The sequence below is a fragment of the Mesorhizobium australafricanum genome (assembly GCF_033977265.1).
Taxonomy (GTDB): Bacteria; Pseudomonadota; Alphaproteobacteria; order Rhizobiales; family Rhizobiaceae; genus Mesorhizobium; species Mesorhizobium australafricanum.
Genome location: NZ_JAVIIT010000009.1, coordinates 1 through 17,493, shown reverse-complemented (window position 1 = coordinate 17,493; position 17,493 = coordinate 1). Strand labels below are relative to the sequence as shown.

The 17,493-nt window shown below is 63.7% G+C and carries 15 protein-coding genes; 5 read left to right on the top strand and 10 right to left on the bottom strand.

All coding sequences use genetic code 11. The features are described from left to right. The 7 genes from kdpA to RFM98_RS18335 all read right to left on the bottom strand — a co-directional run bounded on the left by kdpA (position 1) and on the right by RFM98_RS18335 (position 8,265). Entirely contained in the window at positions 1 to 1,704 is a 1,704-nt protein-coding gene (gene kdpA, locus RFM98_RS18365; RefSeq protein ID WP_320310425.1) for a potassium-transporting ATPase subunit KdpA, read from the bottom strand. Between the two features lie 22 nt (positions 1,705 to 1,726). After that, positions 1,727 to 1,816, bottom strand: coding sequence for a K(+)-transporting ATPase subunit F (locus tag RFM98_RS18360; RefSeq protein WP_040990279.1), 90 nt, complete (start codon positions 1,814 to 1,816; stop codon positions 1,727 to 1,729). Positions 1,817 to 2,453: 637 nt separating this feature from the next. Next, complete coding sequence (locus tag RFM98_RS18355) at positions 2,454 to 3,890, bottom strand: amidase (RefSeq protein ID WP_320310204.1); 1,437 nt, start codon at positions 3,888 to 3,890, stop codon at positions 2,454 to 2,456. Between the two features lie 235 nt (positions 3,891 to 4,125). Further along, entirely contained in the window at positions 4,126 to 5,217 is a 1,092-nt protein-coding gene (locus RFM98_RS18350) for a Gfo/Idh/MocA family protein (protein ID WP_320310203.1), read from the bottom strand. Between the two features lie 78 nt (positions 5,218 to 5,295). Continuing rightward, positions 5,296 to 6,468: an ABC transporter substrate-binding protein gene (locus tag RFM98_RS18345; RefSeq protein ID WP_320310202.1), complete on the bottom strand. Its 1,173-nt coding sequence runs from the start codon at positions 6,466 to 6,468 to the stop codon at positions 5,296 to 5,298. Positions 6,469 to 6,589: 121 nt separating this feature from the next. Then, on the bottom strand, positions 6,590 to 7,441 hold the full coding sequence (locus RFM98_RS18340) for an ABC transporter permease (RefSeq protein ID WP_320310201.1): 852 nt from the start codon (positions 7,439 to 7,441) through the stop codon (positions 6,590 to 6,592). Continuing rightward, positions 7,438 to 8,265, bottom strand: coding sequence for an ABC transporter ATP-binding protein (locus RFM98_RS18335; RefSeq protein ID WP_320310200.1), 828 nt, complete (start codon positions 8,263 to 8,265; stop codon positions 7,438 to 7,440). The genes RFM98_RS18340 and RFM98_RS18335 overlap by 4 nt, the downstream gene beginning before the upstream one ends. Positions 8,266 to 8,539: 274 nt before the next feature. Between RFM98_RS18335 and RFM98_RS18330 the strand changes: the two genes are divergently transcribed. Beyond that, positions 8,540 to 9,487 carry a MurR/RpiR family transcriptional regulator gene (locus RFM98_RS18330; RefSeq protein WP_320310199.1) on the top strand — a complete coding sequence of 316 codons (948 nt, stop codon included), beginning with the start codon at positions 8,540 to 8,542 and terminating at the stop codon, positions 9,485 to 9,487. A gap of 215 nt (positions 9,488 to 9,702) precedes the next feature. Then, entirely contained in the window at positions 9,703 to 11,508 is a 1,806-nt protein-coding gene (locus RFM98_RS18325; RefSeq protein ID WP_320310198.1) for an NAD(P)-binding domain-containing protein, read from the top strand. A gap of 192 nt (positions 11,509 to 11,700) precedes the next feature. Here the strand turns inward: RFM98_RS18325 and RFM98_RS18320 are convergent, their stop codons facing one another. Beyond that, complete coding sequence (locus tag RFM98_RS18320) at positions 11,701 to 12,939, bottom strand: amidohydrolase/deacetylase family metallohydrolase (RefSeq protein ID WP_320310197.1); 1,239 nt, start codon at positions 12,937 to 12,939, stop codon at positions 11,701 to 11,703. Between the two features lie 27 nt (positions 12,940 to 12,966). Continuing rightward, the gene (locus RFM98_RS18315) at positions 12,967 to 13,332 is read right to left on the bottom strand and encodes a RidA family protein (protein WP_320310196.1); all 366 of its coding nucleotides are present in this window, start codon (positions 13,330 to 13,332) and stop codon (positions 12,967 to 12,969) included. A gap of 291 nt (positions 13,333 to 13,623) precedes the next feature. On the opposite strand from RFM98_RS18315, the gene RFM98_RS18310 reads away from it, so the two are divergent. Continuing rightward, a complete protein-coding gene (locus tag RFM98_RS18310) occupies positions 13,624 to 14,109 on the top strand; it encodes a hypothetical protein (RefSeq protein ID WP_320310195.1) in 486 nt (161 codons plus the stop codon). Positions 14,110 to 14,451: 342 nt separating this feature from the next. Here RFM98_RS18310 and RFM98_RS18305 read toward each other — a convergent pair whose 3' ends face one another. Continuing rightward, on the bottom strand, positions 14,452 to 14,706 hold the full coding sequence (locus RFM98_RS18305; RefSeq protein ID WP_320310194.1) for a hypothetical protein: 255 nt from the start codon (positions 14,704 to 14,706) through the stop codon (positions 14,452 to 14,454). A 207-nt stretch (positions 14,707 to 14,913) separates the two neighbouring features. On the opposite strand from RFM98_RS18305, the gene RFM98_RS18300 reads away from it, so the two are divergent. Together RFM98_RS18300 and RFM98_RS18295 are read left to right on the top strand one after the other, a co-directional pair. Beyond that, positions 14,914 to 16,407, top strand: a complete 1,494-nt coding sequence (locus RFM98_RS18300; RefSeq protein WP_320310193.1) for a helicase HerA domain-containing protein — start codon at positions 14,914 to 14,916, stop codon at positions 16,405 to 16,407. Between the two features lie 479 nt (positions 16,408 to 16,886). Beyond that, positions 16,887 to 17,493 (top strand): VCBS domain-containing protein (locus RFM98_RS18295; protein WP_320310192.1); only part of this gene is annotated, 607 nt, incomplete at its 3' end.

Sequence of the window (17,493 nt, the reverse complement as noted above, 5' to 3'; positions counted from 1 at the left end):
TCAGAAGGTCTGTCCATGGATCATCGCCAGATGCTCGACGATCGGACCGACGGCGAGCGACGGGAAGAAGGTGAGGCCGCCGACGATGATGATGACACCGACCAGGAGGCCCACGAACAGCATGCTGTCGGTCGGGAAGGTGCCGGCGGAAGCGGGCACGGTCTTCTTGGCGGCCAGCGAGCCGGCGATGGCTAAAGCCGGGATGATGACCAGGAAGCGGCCCATCAGCATGCCGAGGCCCAGCGTGATGTTGTACCAGTGCGTGTTGCCGGTGAGGCCGCCGAAGGCCGAGCCGTTGTTCGCGGCCGCCGATGTGTAGGCATAGAGCACCTCGGTGAAGCCGTGCGGGCCGGCATTGGCGATCGAGGCCACGGCGCTCGGCAAGGCCACGGCGATGGCCGTGAAGATGAGCATCGCCAGCGGCAGGCACAGGATGGCGAGCATCGCCATCTTGACCTCCTTGGCCTCGATCTTCTTGCCGAGATATTCGGGCGTGCGGCCGACCATCAGGCCGGCGACGAAGACGGCGACGACGACGAACATCAGTATGCCGTAAAAGCCGGCGCCGACACCGCCGATGATGATTTCGCCGAGCTGCATGTTGATCAGCGGGATCATGCCGCCGAGCGCGGTGAAGCTGTCATGCATGGCATTGACGGCGCCGCACGAGGCGGCCGTGGTGATGACGGCGAAGAGAGCGGACAAGGCGATGCCAAAGCGCGTCTCCTTGCCTTCCATGTTGCCGCCGTCGATGCCGAGCGCATGGACCAGCGGGTTGCCGGCGGCTTCCGCCCAGTAGCAGACGGCGACGCCGACCAGGAACAGCACGCCCATCGAGGCAAGGATGGCCCAGCCCTGCCGCTCACTGCCGACCATGCGGCCGAAGACGTTGGTGAGCGCAGCACCCAGCGTAAAGATCGTCAGCATCTGGATGAAGTTCGAGATGGCGTCGGGATTTTCGAACGGATGCGCTGCGTTGGCGTTGAAGAAGCCGCCGCCATTGGTGCCGAGCATCTTGATGGCGACCTGCGAGGCGACCGGTCCGAGCGCGATCGTCTGCTTGGCGCCTTCCAGCGTGGTGGCATCGACATAGGGCCCGAGCGTCTGCGGAATGCCCAGCCGGACATAGGCGAGCGTCAGCACGATGCATATCGGCAGGAGCACGTAGAGCGTGCACCGGGTGAGATCGACCCAGAAATTGCCGATCGACTTGCCTGAAGCGCGGGCAAAGCCGCGGATCAGGGCAATGGCGATGGCAATGCCGGTGGCGGCGGAGACGAAGTTCTGGACGGTGAGGCCGGCCATCTGCACGAGGTAGGACATCGTGCTTTCGCCGCCGTAGTTCTGCCAGTTGGTGTTGGTGATGAAGCTGGCTGCGGTGTTAAAGGCGAGCCCGGGCTCGACCGCGGTCATCCCGGCGGGATTATAGGGCAGGGCGCCCTGCAGCCGCTGCAGCGCGTAAAGAACGAGGAAGCCGGCGAGGTTGAAGAGCAGCATGGCGGTCGCGTAGACGGCCCAGTGCTGCTCCTCCTTCTCGCTCGTTGCGGCGAGGCGATAGAGGCCGCGCTCGATCGGGACGAGCACCGGCGAGAGCAAGGTGCGGTCGCCGCTGAAAACGCGATACATGTAGCCGCCGAGCGGCTTCACGAGCAAAAGCAGGACCCCGCAATAGAGGAGGATCTGTATCCAGCCGTTGAGTGTCATCATGTGACCTTCCGTGCGCCGATCAGAAGCGTTCTGGGCGGATGAGCGCGTAGGTGAGATAGGCAAGTAGGAACAAAGTCACTGCGCCGCCAAGAATGTAATCGAGAAGCATTATCCGACCGTTCCGCTCAGATAACGTCGCAGGCTTTGACGTAGGCTAAGGACAGGACGAAGAATAAAATCCCGATCCCGAGAACTATGAGGTCCATTGCAGGCGTTCCTTGTTTCCACTTTGTGTTTGCGGCTCGCCGTGGCGGGCTCGAAACCGCGCGCGGGCGCACGTCACCTTGGCGGTGACGGCGATCAAAGCGCTTTTTCGGATGGATATATGGACCCGATCGCCATAAAGGTTCGAGACGGGATGGGTGGGAAAGATATAGGAATTTTATAGGGGTTTTGGCTGGTCCCGTCCGAAGCTGCGGTTGGTTAATGTGCGTTGGCAGATTCCATGCCTTGGCGATTGGCCGAGACGCCTATCGCGGTCGTCATCCACGGGCGGAGCAAGGAGCGAAGCGACGCGCGCAGACCCGAGGATCCATGCCGTGACCCGGAAGCGCCGCGGCGGTCCAGAATTCTGCACCGTTGCACACTTCGGTCCAGGTAACGGCATGGATTCCAGGGTCTGCGCGCGTCGCTTCGCTCCTTGCTCCGCCCTGGAATGACGAGGTTCATGAGCCTTCAGCTCATCACCAGCGTTTGCGCTGACTACCCCAACGGACGTTGATAGCCTTGCCCGACAAGGTGATCGTCTACAGCGCTGGCCGCCGGTCCTTCCACGGCATCTCCCCTTCCAGCTGCGTGGATAGCGCCAGCACCGTCGCCTCATCACCGTAGCGGCCGACGATTTGCACCCCGATCGGCGCGCCGTCGGCCGACTGCCCAAGCGGCAGCGAGATCGCCGGCAGACCTGAGATGTTGAAGGGGAAGTTGAAGACCGCGTCGGCCCATTTGGCGTTGTAGCGGTCGAGGTCGGTTTCCGACATGTCGTAATAACCCAGGGGGCGCGGCAACCGCGTCAGCGTCGGGGTGATGAAGATGTCGTAGGGATTGAGGTCGCCGACGACGTCGCGGCCGATCAACCTCAACTGCTCGACATCGGAAACATGCTCGATGCCGCTGGTCGCGCGGCCGCGCTGGATGACGGCCCAGGTCACCGGCTCGACGTCGTTTGGCGTGACGGGGCGGCCGACCAGCGTTTCGAGGAAGCCGAAGGTAGCGGCCGTCTGCACGTTGGTCATGTCGGTATAGGTTTTCCACGCAGCGTCGGCGTCGAGCGGCATGTCGTGTTCCTCGACATCGTGGCCCAAGCGTTCGAGCGCGGCGACGGTGGAGAGGACCGTCGCCTTGACTTCAGGATCCATCGCTGTGCGGTTGGGCGGCGTGACGGTAAAGCCGATGCGCAGTTTCTTCGGCGCCCGCGCGGAAAGGTTCAGCCAACTGTCCTCCGGCACCGGCGGCGTATAGGCGTCGCCGGGCAGGGCGCCGGCCACCGCATCGAGATAGGCGGCGGTATCGCGCACCGTGCGCGAGCAGCAGAGGAAATAGGCGCCGCCAAACCAATAGTCGCCGAAGGGCGCGAGGCTGACGCGGCCGCGCGACGGCTTCAGGCCGATGATGCCGCAGCAGGAGGCCGGCACGCGGATCGAGCCGGCGCCGTCGCTGGCTTCGGCGATCGGCACCATGCCGGTGACGACTGCGACCGCGGCGCCGCCGCTCGAGCCGCCCGGCGTGACGCCTTCCTTCCATGGGTTCTTCGTCGTGCCGTAGAGCTTCGGCTCAGTGGTGATCGACCAGCCATTCTCGGGCGCGTTGGACTTGCCGACCAGCACCAGGCCGGCGGCCTTGATGCGGCGCACGACCTCGCTGTCGGAATCGGCGACGAAGTCCTTCAGGTAGCGGCAGGAATTGGTGAGGGGCGCGCCATTCCAGGACGAAGCGAGCTCCTTGAGCAGATAAGGCACGCCAGCGAAGGGCGCGGTCTTGTCGACCGTCGCCGCCTGGCTGCGCGCCATGTCATAGAGGCGGTGGATGACCGCGTTGAGCGATGGGTTGAGGCGCTCGATCGTGATGATCGCAGCTTCGACAAGCTCGGCCGGCGAAACCTCGCCGCGCTTCACCAAGCTTGCCAAGCCTAGGGCGTCGGAACTGGTGTAGGTTTCGAGCAGGCTCTCCGAAATCGCGGCCATGTTTTTCCTCCCACTTGGTAGTGCTGTTAGCTGAGAACCAGCTCAGACTCACCCAGCCTCCGCTGCGCTCGGCTGACCTCTCCCCGGCGGGAGAGGGGATTGTCGGCGCCGGCGCCAACCTCTTCTCCCTTCGGGGAGAAGGTGGCCGCGAAGCGGTCGGATGAGGGGGCCTGGCGCGGCCTCCGTTGTTTTTGCGCCGGACGGAAAACCGCTACGCACTTTTCCTGGAATTGCTCTAGGCCAGTTCTACTGTCCGCTTTTCCGCGATGCTCTGCTCGGCCGCCAGCACTATGCGCAGGCTGTTGACGGCGGCATCCATCTGCTCGGTCAAATCGAGGTCCTCGCGGATGGCGCGCAGGAAGAAGGCCTGCTCGCGGTCGCAAAGTTCCTGGTGACCGGGCTCGTCCTCCATGCTGACGATCTCGTCGGGCTTGGAAAAATTCTTGTCGCCGTCGACCTGCGCGTAATGGATCTTCAGCGCGTCGGTCTTGGTGTGGCGGTCGATGTCGGCGGAATCCGAAACCTCCTCGGCGTCCTTGCCGCTGCTTCCCGACTGGCCGGCGACGATCGAGACCGCGCCCTTAGGGCCGACCACGTCCTTCACGAAATAGGCGGTCTCGCTCATCATCGGGCCCCAGCCCGCCTCATACCAGCCGACCGATCCGTCATCGAAGGTGACGTGCAGGTGGCCGTAATTCTGCTTGTCGGCTTCGGCCCAGAGCTTGGCGCCGATGCCGTGCACGCGTACCGGCTTGGCGCCGGTCAGCTGGCACATGACGTCGACATAGTGCACGCCGCAGTCGACGATCGGGATCAGCGAGTCGATCAGGTTCTTGTGCCAGTGCCAGGCGGTGCCGCTGCTCTGCTGGTTGAGGTTGAGGCGCATCACCAGCGGCTTGCCGAGCGTCTTGCCGACCTCGATGAATTTGATCCAGGACGGGTGGACGCGCAGGATGTAGCCGAGCACCAGCTTGCGGTTCTTCGCGCGCGCCGCGGCCACCACCTTCTCGGCATCCGCGATGTTGGTGGCCAAGGGCTTTTCCATGAACACATGGCAGTTGGCGGCGATCGCCTTCAGCGCGTATTCGGCGTGGGTGTTCGGCCAGCTGTTGATGGAGACCGCATCGGGCTTGGTCTCCTTCAGCGCCAGGTCGAAATCTTCATAGAGCGGGTAGCCGGCGAGTTCTTTCGGGATCTTCTTGTTGCTCTTGATCGAGCGGCTCATGATGCCGACGATCTCGAAGCCGTCGGAGCGATGATAGGCGCTGGCATGCGAAGCGCCCATATTGCCCAGACCAACCACCAGTATCCTTACCTTGTCGGCCATGTCAGCCTCCCGCATGTTCATTGAATGGAGGGCGGCGACTGGATCGCCGCCCGATTGTCCCTGGTGCCGTCGCCGGGGCTACTTGACGGCGGAATCGAACAGGTGCGCCTTGATCTTCTCGACGTCGAGCGCGGCAAAGCCTTCCGACAGTTTCGCGCCGTCGGCGTCGGCCTTGACCTTGGCCTTGTCGAAGTCGTTGGCCGCCGGGATCAGGTCATTCGTGCAGACGTCCTCGGCCTTCACCGGCGCCGTGATCTGGCCGATCTTAAGGATTTCGTCGAAGAAGCCCTGCCAGCTCGCCATGTCGTGCGAGCCCCAGCCGCCGCGCTTGTCCATGTCGCCGCGGAAGACGTTGATCTGCTGCAGGATCGAGGTCGTGCCGAGCTCCGGGCCAAGGTTCTTGGCCAAGGTCGGGAACTGCTCGAACACGGCCTCGACCGCGGCGCGCGGGTTCTGGTAGCCGAATTCGAGACCCATCGCCCAGCCGCGCAGGTATTTTTCCAGGAAGGCCTTCTTGTCGGCATCCTCGATGTCGGCGGCGCGCACGACGAAGGTGTTGGCCGGCAGCTTGGAATTCTTGACGCCCAGCCAGTATTCGAAGTCGAGCCCCTTGGCGATCCACTCGGCGCGCAGACCTTCCCAGGAGAGCGCTGCATCGCCCTGGCCGCCGGCAAGCGCCGTGCCCCAGGTCGGCCAGCCGGCCTCGACATATTTCACCTTCTTGATGTCGACGCCCTGGGCGGCAAGCAGCGGATCGGTAATCGACTGCCAGGCGGCGGAGCCGAGCAGGATGGTCTTGCCTTCCAGCTTCTTGAGGTCGTTCGATCCCTCGCCCTTGCGGAAGGCGATGCTGAACGTATCGCGCGCGCCCATGTGGAAGACGGACTTCAGCTTCATGCCGTTCTGGATGGCGAAGGAGAAGACGCCGGGCGAGGGGAAGCCCATATCGGCCTGGCCGACATCGACGAACTTCACCGTCGCGGTGCCGTCCGAAGGGCCGGGCTGCATGTCGGTGTTGAGATCGCCGAAATAGCCGGCCTTCTTGGCCGACCAGTAGGGATAATCGTCCAGCACTTCGAGCGTGCCGCGCGGCGAGATCCAGGTGAATTTCTCATAAGCCGCTGCCCTGGCCTTCAGACCTGATGCGCCGAGCGCGGTGGCGGTTACGACGCCGGCCGCCGTCACCTGCAGGAAATAGCGGCGGCTGATGCCGGCCGGGATACTGGAATGGATCGGATTTTCGTTTGTCATGGCACTCCCCTTTTGTTGATTGCTTCGCCTTGCCTTTTCGCCCGCCTCCCGGGCCTCAATGCTCCGCTTGTCTGTGCATGTCGTTGTCCCAAAACCGCTGCGCACTTTTGGGCGAGATGCATTAGGTCTCCCAGCTCGCCCATTTCTTGCCGATCAGGAAGAACAGCACGTAGATCAGGATGCCGAGCGTCGAGAGGATCAGCACCACCGCGAAGAATTGCGGCATCTGGATCATCGACGAATAGGAGGTCAGCCGGTTGCCGAGACCGAAGCCGCCGCCGACCATCTCGGCACCCACGGCGGTGAGCAGTCCGAAGATCGCGCCGATCATCAGGCCGACCAGGATCATCGGCAGCGCCATCGGCGCGCGGATCTTCCAGAATATCTGGAGAGTGCTGGCGCCATAGGAGCGGGCCAACGCGATCTTGGCGCTGTCGACGCGGCGGAAGCCGGTGGCGGCGTTGATCATCACCATCGGGCCAGCGGCCAAAGCCACGGCGATGATGCGCGGCGTATAGCCGAAGCCGAAGCGCAGGATGAGCAGCGGCACCAGCGCCAGCATCGGCGTGGTGACGAGGATCAGGATGTAGGGTGCCACGATCTTTTCGGCGAAGGGAAACTGGGTGATCACCGCGGCCATGACCAGGCCGACGATGGCGCCGATGGCAAAGCCTGAAACGAGCTCGATCAGCGTGTAGCCGAGATGCGGCGCGATCAGCGGGAACTCGTCGAATAAGGCGTAAGCGATCGAGCTCGGCGGCGGCATGATGTATTGCGGTACGTGGAAGATGCGTAGCGCCAGCTCGATGCCGCCGATGATCACCACCGCGACGGCGAGGATCGCCGCCACCTCGGCGCCGGACTTGATGCCGGGGCCGCTGGCAAAGGCCGAAAGATTGGTCAGGCTGACGTCCTGGCCATCGCCGCCTGACTTCGCCTTTGAGAATTCCGGAATGGCGTCGCCCCCGCTCACGGCCTGATCCTCACGATTTCAGCCGACGGCCGCTCCGGCGCAATTGGCCGGACGCGCTCGCCGACAATGTCCATCTTGATCTTGTTGGTGAGGTCGAAGACTTCTTTCGTCGCCATGATTTCCAGCGACCGCGGCCGCGGAAACGGCACGTCGTAGACCTTGGCGACACGGCCCGGCCGCGTGGTCAGCACCACGACCCGATCGGAGAGGAAGATCGCTTCCTCGATGCTGTGGGTGATGAAGACGATGGTGGTCTTGGTGTCGAGCCAGATCTCCTCGACGAGGCGGTTCATCTCCTCGCGGGTGAAGCTGTCGAGCGCGCCGAAGGGCTCGTCCATCAGGAGCACCGAAGGTTTCAGCGCCAGCGCGCGCACGATCGCGGCACGCTGCTGCATGCCGCCGGAAAGCTCGCGCGGGAATTTGCCGCCGAAGCCGTCGAGCCCGACGCGGTTCAACAGATGCGCGATCCAGGCGCGATCGGGCTTCTCGCCCTTGATCTCGAAGGGGAAGTTGATGTTGGCGTCGAGATTGCGCCAGGGCAAAAGGTTCGCCTCCTGAAAGACGATGCCGATCTCCGGGCGCGGTCCGGTGATCTCCTTGCCGTCGAGCAGGATCGCGCCGCCGGTCAGCCGATGCAGGCCTGACATCGACCACAACAGCGTGGTCTTGCCGCAGCCGGAAGGGCCGACGATCGAGACGATCTCATTGGGCTGCACATCCAGGCTGCAGCGATCGAGCGCCAGAAGATCGCCGGAGGCTGTTTGATAGACCTTGGTCGCTGCTTGCACGCCGAGCTTGGGCGTTCTTGCGCTTGCCGTACTCATGCTCCCCTCGGAGACTGCGCGATGAGTTGCCGAAGGCCCCATCTGTCCGCAAAATCAGTCTGTAACTATCCTACTTTACTGTCAAGCGGAAGCGAAGTGCGGATGCAATCAGGTTCAATCATCTTTTATCTAATAGTATGATTTTTCATTGTTTTTTGCCCGCTTGCGATGTCTGTTACTTTCCTACATACTCGCCGCAGTTGATTGCCTATGGCCAGAGGGCGGATAATCGCGAAGATGGTGGCTCCAGAAGCGGACTGGGGAGGACTGGCCAATGACCGAAGCTGACAGCAAGGCGTTGCGAAGGACGGACGAGACCGACGACCGACACGACCATGTCAGGCGCATTCCCGATATCATCTCGCAGGTGAAGGACAGCTATGCGGAGTTGCGGCCGGCCGAGCGCCGCGTCGCCGATGTCGTGCTCGACGACGTCAAATATGCGGTCGATGCCTCAAATGCGGCACTCGCGCAGCGAGCAGGGGTCAGTGAACCGACGGTGACCCGCTTTTGCCGTGCCATCGGCTGCGAGGGCGTGCGCGACTTCAAGCTGAAGCTCGCGCAGAGCCTGGTCGTCGGCGCGCTCTATCTTGCCACCAAGCCGCAACCCGCGAATGGCGACAGCGGCATGCCGTTCTGGAACGCGGTGTTCGGCGAGGCGCGGCGCGCGCTGCAGGAGGCGGAGCGGCAGATCGATCCAGGCCAGTTGCAGAAGGCGGCGGAGCTGATCGCCAAGGCGCGGCAGGTGACGGTGTTCGGCCTCGGCGGCAGCTCGTCGGCGCTGGCGCAGGAGACGCAATACCGCCTGTTCCGCTACGGCATCACCATCAGCGCGCAATGCGATCCATACCTGATGCGCATGACGGCCTCGACGCTGAAGCCGGGCGATCTGGTGATCGCGATTTCGGCCACCGGCCGCACGCGCGAGGTGATCGAGGCGGTCGAGCTCGCCAAGCATTATCGCGCCAACGCGATCTGCGTGACGGCGCCGGACACAGAGCTGACGCGCGTCTGCGACGTGCGGCTGACGGTTGCCGTGCCAGAATATCCCGATACGCTGAAGCCGACCGCGTCGCGCTACGCCTTCCTTGCGGCCATCGATCTTCTGGCGGTGGCGACCGCTTACAGGATTGACGGCCCGGCGCGCGAGACCGTGCGCCGGATCAAGTACAATGCCCAGATCCATCGGACGGGCAAGGAGATGGAGCCGCTCGGAGATTAGCAGAGTCCCTTCTCCCCTTGTGGGAGAAGGTGGCCTCGCGAAGCGAGGTCGGATGAGGGGTGCTCCCGGGGACGCCAGCGTCTCACTCCGCTGGAACACCCCTCATCCGTCTCGACGCTATCGCGCCGATCCACCTTCTCCCACAAGGGGAGAAGGAGAAGGCAGCGGCGCCGGCTTCGATAAAGAATTCGAACTGAAAAAAGGAACGAAGAAGAATGCTCGACATCGCACCATCGCAACAGGCGGCAACCTGGCTCGGCGCTTTTGGCCGTGCGCTGGAGGCCGGCGATATCGAGGCGGCGACCGGCCTTTTCGTCGAGGATTGCTATTGGCGCGACCTCTTGACCTTCACCTGGAACATCAAGACCATGGAGGGACAGGGCGCAATCCGCGAGATGCTGAAGGCCACGCTCCATCTGGCGCAGCCGTCGCACTGGCACCTGACCGGAGACCCAAGCGTCGACGACGGCATCATCGAAGCGTGGTTCAGCTTCGAGACGGCAGTCGCGCGCGGCGAGGGGATCCTGCGTCTCAAGGACGGCCGCTGCCGGACGCTGTTCACGGCGATGACCGAGCTCAAGGGTTTCGAGGAGCGGAAGGGGCCGGCCCGGCCGCTCGGCATCCGCCACAAGGCAGACCCGAAGCGCGAGACCTGGGCCGAGGCACGAGCGCGCGAGGCGCGCGATCTCGGCGTGCATGACCAGCCCTACTGCCTGGTGATTGGCGGCGGGCAGGGCGGCATCATGCTGGGCGCCCGGCTGCGGCAGCTCGGCGTTCCCACCCTCGTCATCGAGAAGAACGCGCGCGCCGGCGATTCCTGGCGCAACCGCTATCGCTCGCTCGTGCTGCATGATCCGGTCTGGTACGACCATCTGCCCTATGTTCCGTTCCCGGAAAACTGGCCAGTCTTCACGCCCAAGGACAAGATGGGCGACTGGCTGGAAATGTATACCCGCGTCATGGAGCTGAACTATTGGGTCGCCACCAAATGCATCAGCGCCGCTTATGACGAGGCCGAAAAGGTCTGGACCGTCGTGGTCGATCGCGTCGGCCAGCGCGTCACGCTGAAGCCGAAGCATATCGTCTTCGCCACCGGCGCCTACGGTCCGCCGCGCCAGATCGAGCTACCGGGCGCGGACAGCTTCAAGGGCGAGCTTTTGCATTCCAGCCAGTATGCCACCGGCGAGAAATTCAGCGGCAAGCGCGTCGCAGTGATTGGTGCTGCAAGCTCAGGCCACGATGTCAGCGTCGATCTGTGGGAAGCGGGCGCGAAGGTCACCATGGTGCAGCGCTCGCCCACAACGGTGGTGAAGTCCGACACGCTGATGGATGTCGGCTTCGAGATATTCTCGGAAAAGGCGCTGGCGCGCGGCATCAGTACCGACAAGGCCGACATGATCGTCGCCTCGATGCCCTTCGCGCTGGTGCCGAAGGGCCAGCGCGCGCTCTACGATGTGATCAGGGCGCGCGACGCGGATTTCTACATGCGCCTCGGCGACAGCGGCTTTGCCATCGACTTTGGCGAGGACGAGACCGGGCTGTTGATGAAGGCCTACCGCACAGGTTCGGGCTACTACATCGATGTCGGCGCCTGCGAGTTGATACTGAACGGGGAGATCGCGGTGAAGAGCGGCGTCGGCATCAAGTCGCTGACGCCTGACGGCATCCTGTTCGAGGACGGCAGCGAACTCGCCGTCGACGCGATCGTCTGCTGCACCGGCTACCAGTCGATGAACGAGACGGTTGCCGCGATCGTCTCACGCGAGGTCGCCGACAGGGTCGGCCCGTGCTGGGGCCTCGGTTCCGGCGTGAAGGGCGACCCGGGTCCGTGGCAGGGTGAGTTGCGCAACATGTGGAAGCCGACGGCGCAGGAAGCGTTGTGGTTCCACGGCGGCAACCTGGCGCTGTCGCGCTTCTATTCGAAATATGTGGCGCTGCAGCTCAAGGCGAGGATGGAAGGGATTGCGACGCCGGTCTACGGCGAGCCGAGCAATTCGCGAACCTATCCTTCGTCATTCTAGGGCGGAGCAAGGAGCGAAGCGACGCGGCGCAGACCCTAGAATCCATGCCGCGACATTCGTGGCGTGCGCAAGCGGACCAGAACGGGCTTCTTTCACGGGGATCGTCTCAAGCCCCATCTGTACCGCTGCATTCTTCGGCAATAGTCACGGCATGGATTCTAGGGTCTGCGCTCCGCTTCGCGTCGCTCCGCCCTAGAATGACGAAGTTATAGGGCCAAAATGCCTGGCCGCCACCTCCACATGCGTATGGTGCGCATGCGGCTCGAAGCGCTCGGTCTCGTTGTGGTCGGGCGCTTCGTTCGGCCACCATTTGCCGCCGAGGACGATGCCGTTGGAGACCAGCCGCCGATCCGAAACCAGCGAGGCGCCGACCGCATCGACGAAGGTGAAGCGGCCTGGCAGTTGCCTCAGTACCGCGACATCGCCGATGCCGCCCACCTCCAGCAAGCCCAGTTCCGGCCTGGCGATCGCGTTCGCCGGAGCCACCGTCGCGGCGCGCAGCACCTCGACCAATGGCATGCCGAGCGCCACGAGCTTCGACATGCAGACCAGGATGTCGAAGGCGGGGCCGTCGACGCAGTAGAGATGCACGTCGCTCGAGATGACGTCGGGCGCCAGGCCTTCGGCCAGCATCGCCTTCGCCACCTCGAAGTCGAAGGAGCCCATGCCGTGGCCGATGTCGAAGATGACGCCGCGTTCGCGCGCCAGGCGCATGTCCGGCCGCACCGCGCCGGAGGCGAAGACCGGCGCGTTGGGAAACGGGCGGAAGCAATGGGTGAGGATGTCGCCGCGGCGCAGCCTGGGCAGCACCTCGGAGCGGCCGGGCGGCGGCTCGTCGATATGCGCCATCAGCGGCAGGCCGACCTTGTCCGCGGCTTCGAGCGCGAGGTCGACCGGCGCGATGCCGCTGGTGCCGCCGGCATGCTTGCCGGATCGCACTTTTACGCCGACGACGACATCGGCGTGCTCGCGCACCGCCGCCACCGTCTCGCGCGGCTCGCAAAGCCTGAGGTCGCTGCATTCGCCGACGGACACAGTCTTCGCGAAGCCGAATATGCCGGCAAAGGAGATGTTGACGTAAGCGAGGATGCGGACCTTCGAGCGCTCGATGACATGGCGGCGGAAGCCCAGGAAATTACCGGCGCCGGCGCTGCCGGCGTCGATGAAGGTGGTGGTGCCGCTCCTGGCGGCGAGCCGGTCGGCATCGACGCCGAGCGAGGTGCCGCCCCAATAAACGTGGCTGTGCAGGTCGACGAGGCCGGGCGTGACGATACAGTCCCTGGCGTCGACGACCTCACCCGACGCCTCGGCATCGATGGCGGCGTCGATCGCGGCGATACGGCCGTCGGCAATGGCAACGTCGCGTTGCGCATCCAGACCCGATGCAGGATCGATGACACGCCCGCCCTTGATCAGGAGATCGAACTGCATCGGTGCCCTCCCTCTGTATGACCGCGCTCAGACCGGCCGGTAGGCGACGGCTTCGATCTCGATCTTGATGTCGATCATCAGGCGGGATTCGACCGTGGTGCGTGCCGGCGGGTCCTGCGAGAAATGCTTTGCATAGACGGTGTTGAAGGTGCCGAAGTCGCGCGCGTCCTCCAGCCAGACGGTGGTCTTCACCACATCGTCCATGGTGCAGCCGGCCAGCGCCAGCGCCGCCTTGACGTTCTGCAGCACCTGCTCGGCCTGCTCGGCGATGCCGCCCTTCACCACAAGCCCGTCGGTGCCCACCGGGACCTGACCGGAGACATAGACGAAATCGCCGGCGCGCACGGCGGGCGAGAGCGGAACATGCGATTTTCCAAAGCACTGCTTGGGCAAGTGAGCCTCCTTTTGTCGACTAAAGCGCGTCGCGCTGAAACGGATTCTGGCGACGCGCTTTAGTCCTTGTTTTTATGCATGTCGTTGTCCCAGTACCGCGTACACTTCTGGGCGACATGCATTAGGGGAACCGGGTCATATAGCCGTCTACGCTTGTCGGCATGATCCTCATAGAGGCAATGTCGGAAAGCAACATTTTTTCGAAATTCATGTTGCTTTATTACAGAAGCCTGAGCATCTTGCGCCCGACGCCGCTTGCGACCGCTGCGCACATATGAGGGGAGATCCAGGATGACCTTCGAGAAGAACCCGTTTCCGGAAGGCGATGCCGATCGCCATGCGCTCTGGGAAATGCTGGTGCGGCGCGACATCGATGCCTTCCTAGGACAGGACTGGTCGATGGTCGAGGACGATTTCATCGCCGAGAGCTTCTTCGGCATGCATGCGCATTTCCTGGCCAATGCCGATGCCTGGCGGCTGCAGTTCCCGCGGCTGGACGTCTATCGCGACGAATGGCTGCGCCAGGCCAAGGAGACCGCGGCGACGAAATTCGCCGAGCCGTTGCGTGAGGCGCTGTTCCGCGTCACCAACATGCGCGACATCGATGTCGATGGCGATCGCGCCGTGCTGCACAAGAAGTTCGATGGCTCGGTCGCCAAGGCCGACGGCGGCGTCGATCGGCTCAAATGGCAGACGCTCTACTTCTGCCGCAAGGTCGGCGGCCGTTGGAAGATCGCCGGCTTCGTCGGTTACATGCCGCACCCGCTGGGCAGCTAGCGGCCTGTCGGACGGCGCCCGCATTAGCAAAATCGCCGATTGTGGAGATTAGCCGAAGCGCCTGTTAGTTTCGTCATTCTATGGCGGAGCAAGGAGCGAAGCGACGCGCGCAGACCATAGAATCCATTCCGTGACTTCGAAGCATTGCTGCGGTGCAGAATTCTGCTCCGTTGCACTTCTTGGCAAACGTAACGGCATGGATTCTAGGGTCTTCGCGACGGAGCTTCGCTCCTGCTCCGCCCTAGAATGACGATCGCGATGGGCGTTTCGGCCAATCTCCAAGGCATGCCGCCTGCTAACGCAAACAGAGAGCCGACCGGTCAAAATCCCTGTGCAGTGCCACTAGGATAGAAGCGGCAATCGCTCGTCAGGCGAGCGGTGGTCGAAGACGACGCCCATGGTCTTACCAATTGCCGCCATGACGATTAGTTCGACGAGATGGTCGTCGCTGTCGCCGCAGGCCGGATCGGAACGGCGGACGGCTTCGAGCATCGCGCGCGTCGAGACGGTGTCGCCAGCGCGAAATTTCGAAAGGGCAGACGAAACAAGGTCTTGCACCGTCAGGTCCATGACGGGCACTTCCGCAGCGACGTTCATTAGCCTCCTCCTGCCATGAACCCTGTCCCGCCAGGATGATACGCCAATGGCTGACCGGCGCCAGCGAAATGGTGGTCCGACCAGAGTGACTGCCGACAGTCTGCCGCCAAGATGTGGACACCAGCCACCCAGGCCCGACATGTGCTCGACGCACCGCGCTCGGGTTGGTAAGCCCGTCGCGCGCAGGGAGACGATCCGAGTCGAGACATGACCGTTGCAATCGAGATGGGGCAGACCACGGCAGGTACGCCGGCTGCCCTCGACCTTGAGGAATTGCTGGCGACCCGCCTGCTGGTGCAGGGCAATTCGGGCTCCGGCAAGTCGCACCTGTTGCGCCGGCTGCTCGAGCAGAGCGCGCCCTGGGTGCAGCAGACCATCATCGACCCCGAAGGCGACTTTGTCTCGCTCGGCGAACGCTACGGCCATCTGGTGATCGACGCCGAGGAGCATACCGAGCGCGGCCTGCAGGCGGCTGGCGAGCGGGCGCGCATTCACCGCGTCTCGACGGTGCTCAACCTCGAAGGGCTCGACGCGGAGAACCAGATGCGGCGCGCCGCGGCTTTCCTTGGCGGATTGTTCGAGGTTGCGCGCGACCACTGGTATCCGATGCTGGTGGTCGTCGACGAGGCGCAGCTCTTCGCGCCCGCCGCCGCCGGCGAGGTTTCGGACGAGGCCCGCAAGCTCTCGCTGGGCGCCATGACCAATCTGATGTGCCGCGGCCGCAAGCGCGGGCTTGCCGGCATCATCGCCACGCAGCGGCTGGCGAAGCTCGCCAAGAATGTCGCGGCGGAAGCCTCCAACTTCCTGATGGGCCGGACCTTCCTCGACATCGACATGGCGCGCGCCGCCGACCTGCTCGGCATGGAACGGCGACAGGCGGAGGCGTTTCGCGACCTGGAGCGCGGGCATTTCATGGCGCTCGGTCCGGCGCTGTCGCGCCGTCCGCTCGGCCTGCGCATCGGCCAGACGGAAACCAGCCCGCGCAACGGCACGCCGCGACTGATGCCGCTGCCGGAAGCGACGCTGGAGGACGCGCGCTCGATCATTCTGGCGGCGCCGCCACCCGAGACGGTCAGGCCGCAACGCCGGCCTTCGCCCGACCTGCTCGATCAGCTGATGGCGGCCAAGGCCGCGCCGCTGGATATCCGCCCCGAGCCGGCGGAGCCGCAGCCCAGCGCCGAGGACCTGGCCGAACGGCGCGAGCGGATGGACCGCATCCTGCGCGCCATCCTGGCCGAGCCGGATGCCGGGTTCCGGGTGATCGGTGTGCTCTACCAGGAGTTCGTGGTCCGCTGCCGCATCGAAGGGCTTGCCTCCGTTGTGCCCGATCTTTCGGAATTCCGCCGCATGCTGACGCGGGCCCGCGCCGGCGTCGGCTCCGACATGGCCGAGGACGATGCGTGGCGCGACGTTTCCGTGCGCGCCTCGCTGCTGCCGGAGGACATGCAGGGCGTGTTCATGATGATCGCCCGCGCCGCCAAGGAGGGCTGGCCCTGCCCGAGCGACGCGGCGATCGCGCGGGCCTATGGCTCGCATTCACTGCGCCGGGCGCGACGGCTGCTCGATTACATCGAGGAGCAGGGCCTCATCGTCTGCCAGGTCGACGGCGCCGGCCGGCGCACCGTGACGCTGGTCGAACTCGCCTGGGCGACGGCGCCAGCCGATCCCAATGCCGCAGAGCAGAACTGCCTGGCGGGCTGACATCGGAAGACGCTGGCGACCAAGCTCTGGCGCACTTTGCGCCATATCCGGATATGACAACGCCAACGACCAAGTTACGGCGCGACGTCAGTTTTACGCCATTAACCGACCGGTCGCCGATTAATTAAATATCTAACAAGTCATTAACATTACCCACTATTATATATGCGGGTATGGTTTCCAATTCGTAAAAAGCTAATATAAACGCCTATAGATAGGCTTGGTCCCGCGATCGCGGCGACAAGAGGGGCACGCCAGCTAGGAGTGTTGGGGAACGAGCGCGAAAGCGCTTGGGGTGGGTTTTTGTCTCTCAGCGAGAGAAGTCTTCTCGGTCAATCAGAATGGCTTGGTCCTGACCAACCGCCGCAGGCAAGAGCATGCGCTTGCTGCAACGGCGGAGTGAGCGCGCCAGGATCAGCAGTAACCGTTGGGGCGAACACGTCCATTGTTCGCAAAGGGATCACAGGGGGAAATTGGCAATGGCGACTACGACAGTTTCAGGTTCGACCGTCACCTTTTCGAATTCGGGCGCGGCAGCCAATCTGACGCAATCCGGTACAGAAGACGGCAGCCTTCAGTTCACGTTCGACGTCCTGGCGGCAAGCGGTGGCGGAACCAAGACGACGATCTATTCGGTGGATGACGGCGTCAAGAACGACGACGGAGGGGCTGGGATCGTCGTCACCAACAAGGCGTTCGCTGACTACAACAAGGATCTGCTGATCCAGGACGGTGCGAACGTCATCGAAACCAGCAGCACGAGCGGGGCGAAATTCTGGATCGGCACCGACAACAAGGTTCACTATGACGCGACAGGGTTGAGTGCGCAGATCAACGCGCTCGGTGCCGGACAGACATTCACCGATACGATTCAGTACACGATCAAGATGTCGAACGGCACGCTCAGTGTCGGTACGCTGACGGTTGTGATCAATGGCGTCAACGACGCGGCGGTGATTGGCACCCCGACGGTGGCCGATGTGACCGAGGACAGCGCCAATCCGACGCTGACGGCGAACGGCACCATCTCGATCAGCGACGTCGACCAGAACCAGTCCTCGTTCCAGACCACGGTGAGCGGCGATG

What these genes read in the sequence shown, in the direction of transcription:
- kdpA (WP_320310425.1), bottom strand. Translation starts at nt 1,704, where the DNA reads ATGACACTCAACGGCTGGATACAGATCCTCCTCTATTGCGGGGTCCTG.
- RFM98_RS18360 (WP_040990279.1), bottom strand. Translation starts at nt 1,816, where the DNA reads ATGCTTCTCGATTACATTCTTGGCGGCGCAGTGACTTTGTTCCTACTT.
- RFM98_RS18355 (WP_320310204.1), bottom strand. Translation starts at nt 3,890, where the DNA reads ATGGCCGCGATTTCGGAGAGCCTGCTCGAAACCTACACCAGTTCCGAC.
- RFM98_RS18350 (WP_320310203.1), bottom strand. Translation starts at nt 5,217, where the DNA reads ATGGCCGACAAGGTAAGGATACTGGTGGTTGGTCTGGGCAATATGGGC.
- RFM98_RS18345 (WP_320310202.1), bottom strand. Translation starts at nt 6,468, where the DNA reads ATGACAAACGAAAATCCGATCCATTCCAGTATCCCGGCCGGCATCAGC.
- RFM98_RS18335 (WP_320310200.1), bottom strand. Translation starts at nt 8,265, where the DNA reads ATGAGTACGGCAAGCGCAAGAACGCCCAAGCTCGGCGTGCAAGCAGCG.
- RFM98_RS18330 (WP_320310199.1), top strand. Translation starts at nt 8,540, where the DNA reads ATGACCGAAGCTGACAGCAAGGCGTTGCGAAGGACGGACGAGACCGAC.
- RFM98_RS18325 (WP_320310198.1), top strand. Translation starts at nt 9,703, where the DNA reads ATGCTCGACATCGCACCATCGCAACAGGCGGCAACCTGGCTCGGCGCT.
- RFM98_RS18320 (WP_320310197.1), bottom strand. Translation starts at nt 12,939, where the DNA reads ATGCAGTTCGATCTCCTGATCAAGGGCGGGCGTGTCATCGATCCTGCA.
- RFM98_RS18310 (WP_320310195.1), top strand. Translation starts at nt 13,624, where the DNA reads ATGACCTTCGAGAAGAACCCGTTTCCGGAAGGCGATGCCGATCGCCAT.
- RFM98_RS18305 (WP_320310194.1), bottom strand. Translation starts at nt 14,706, where the DNA reads ATGAACGTCGCTGCGGAAGTGCCCGTCATGGACCTGACGGTGCAAGAC.
- RFM98_RS18300 (WP_320310193.1), top strand. Translation starts at nt 14,914, where the DNA reads ATGACCGTTGCAATCGAGATGGGGCAGACCACGGCAGGTACGCCGGCT.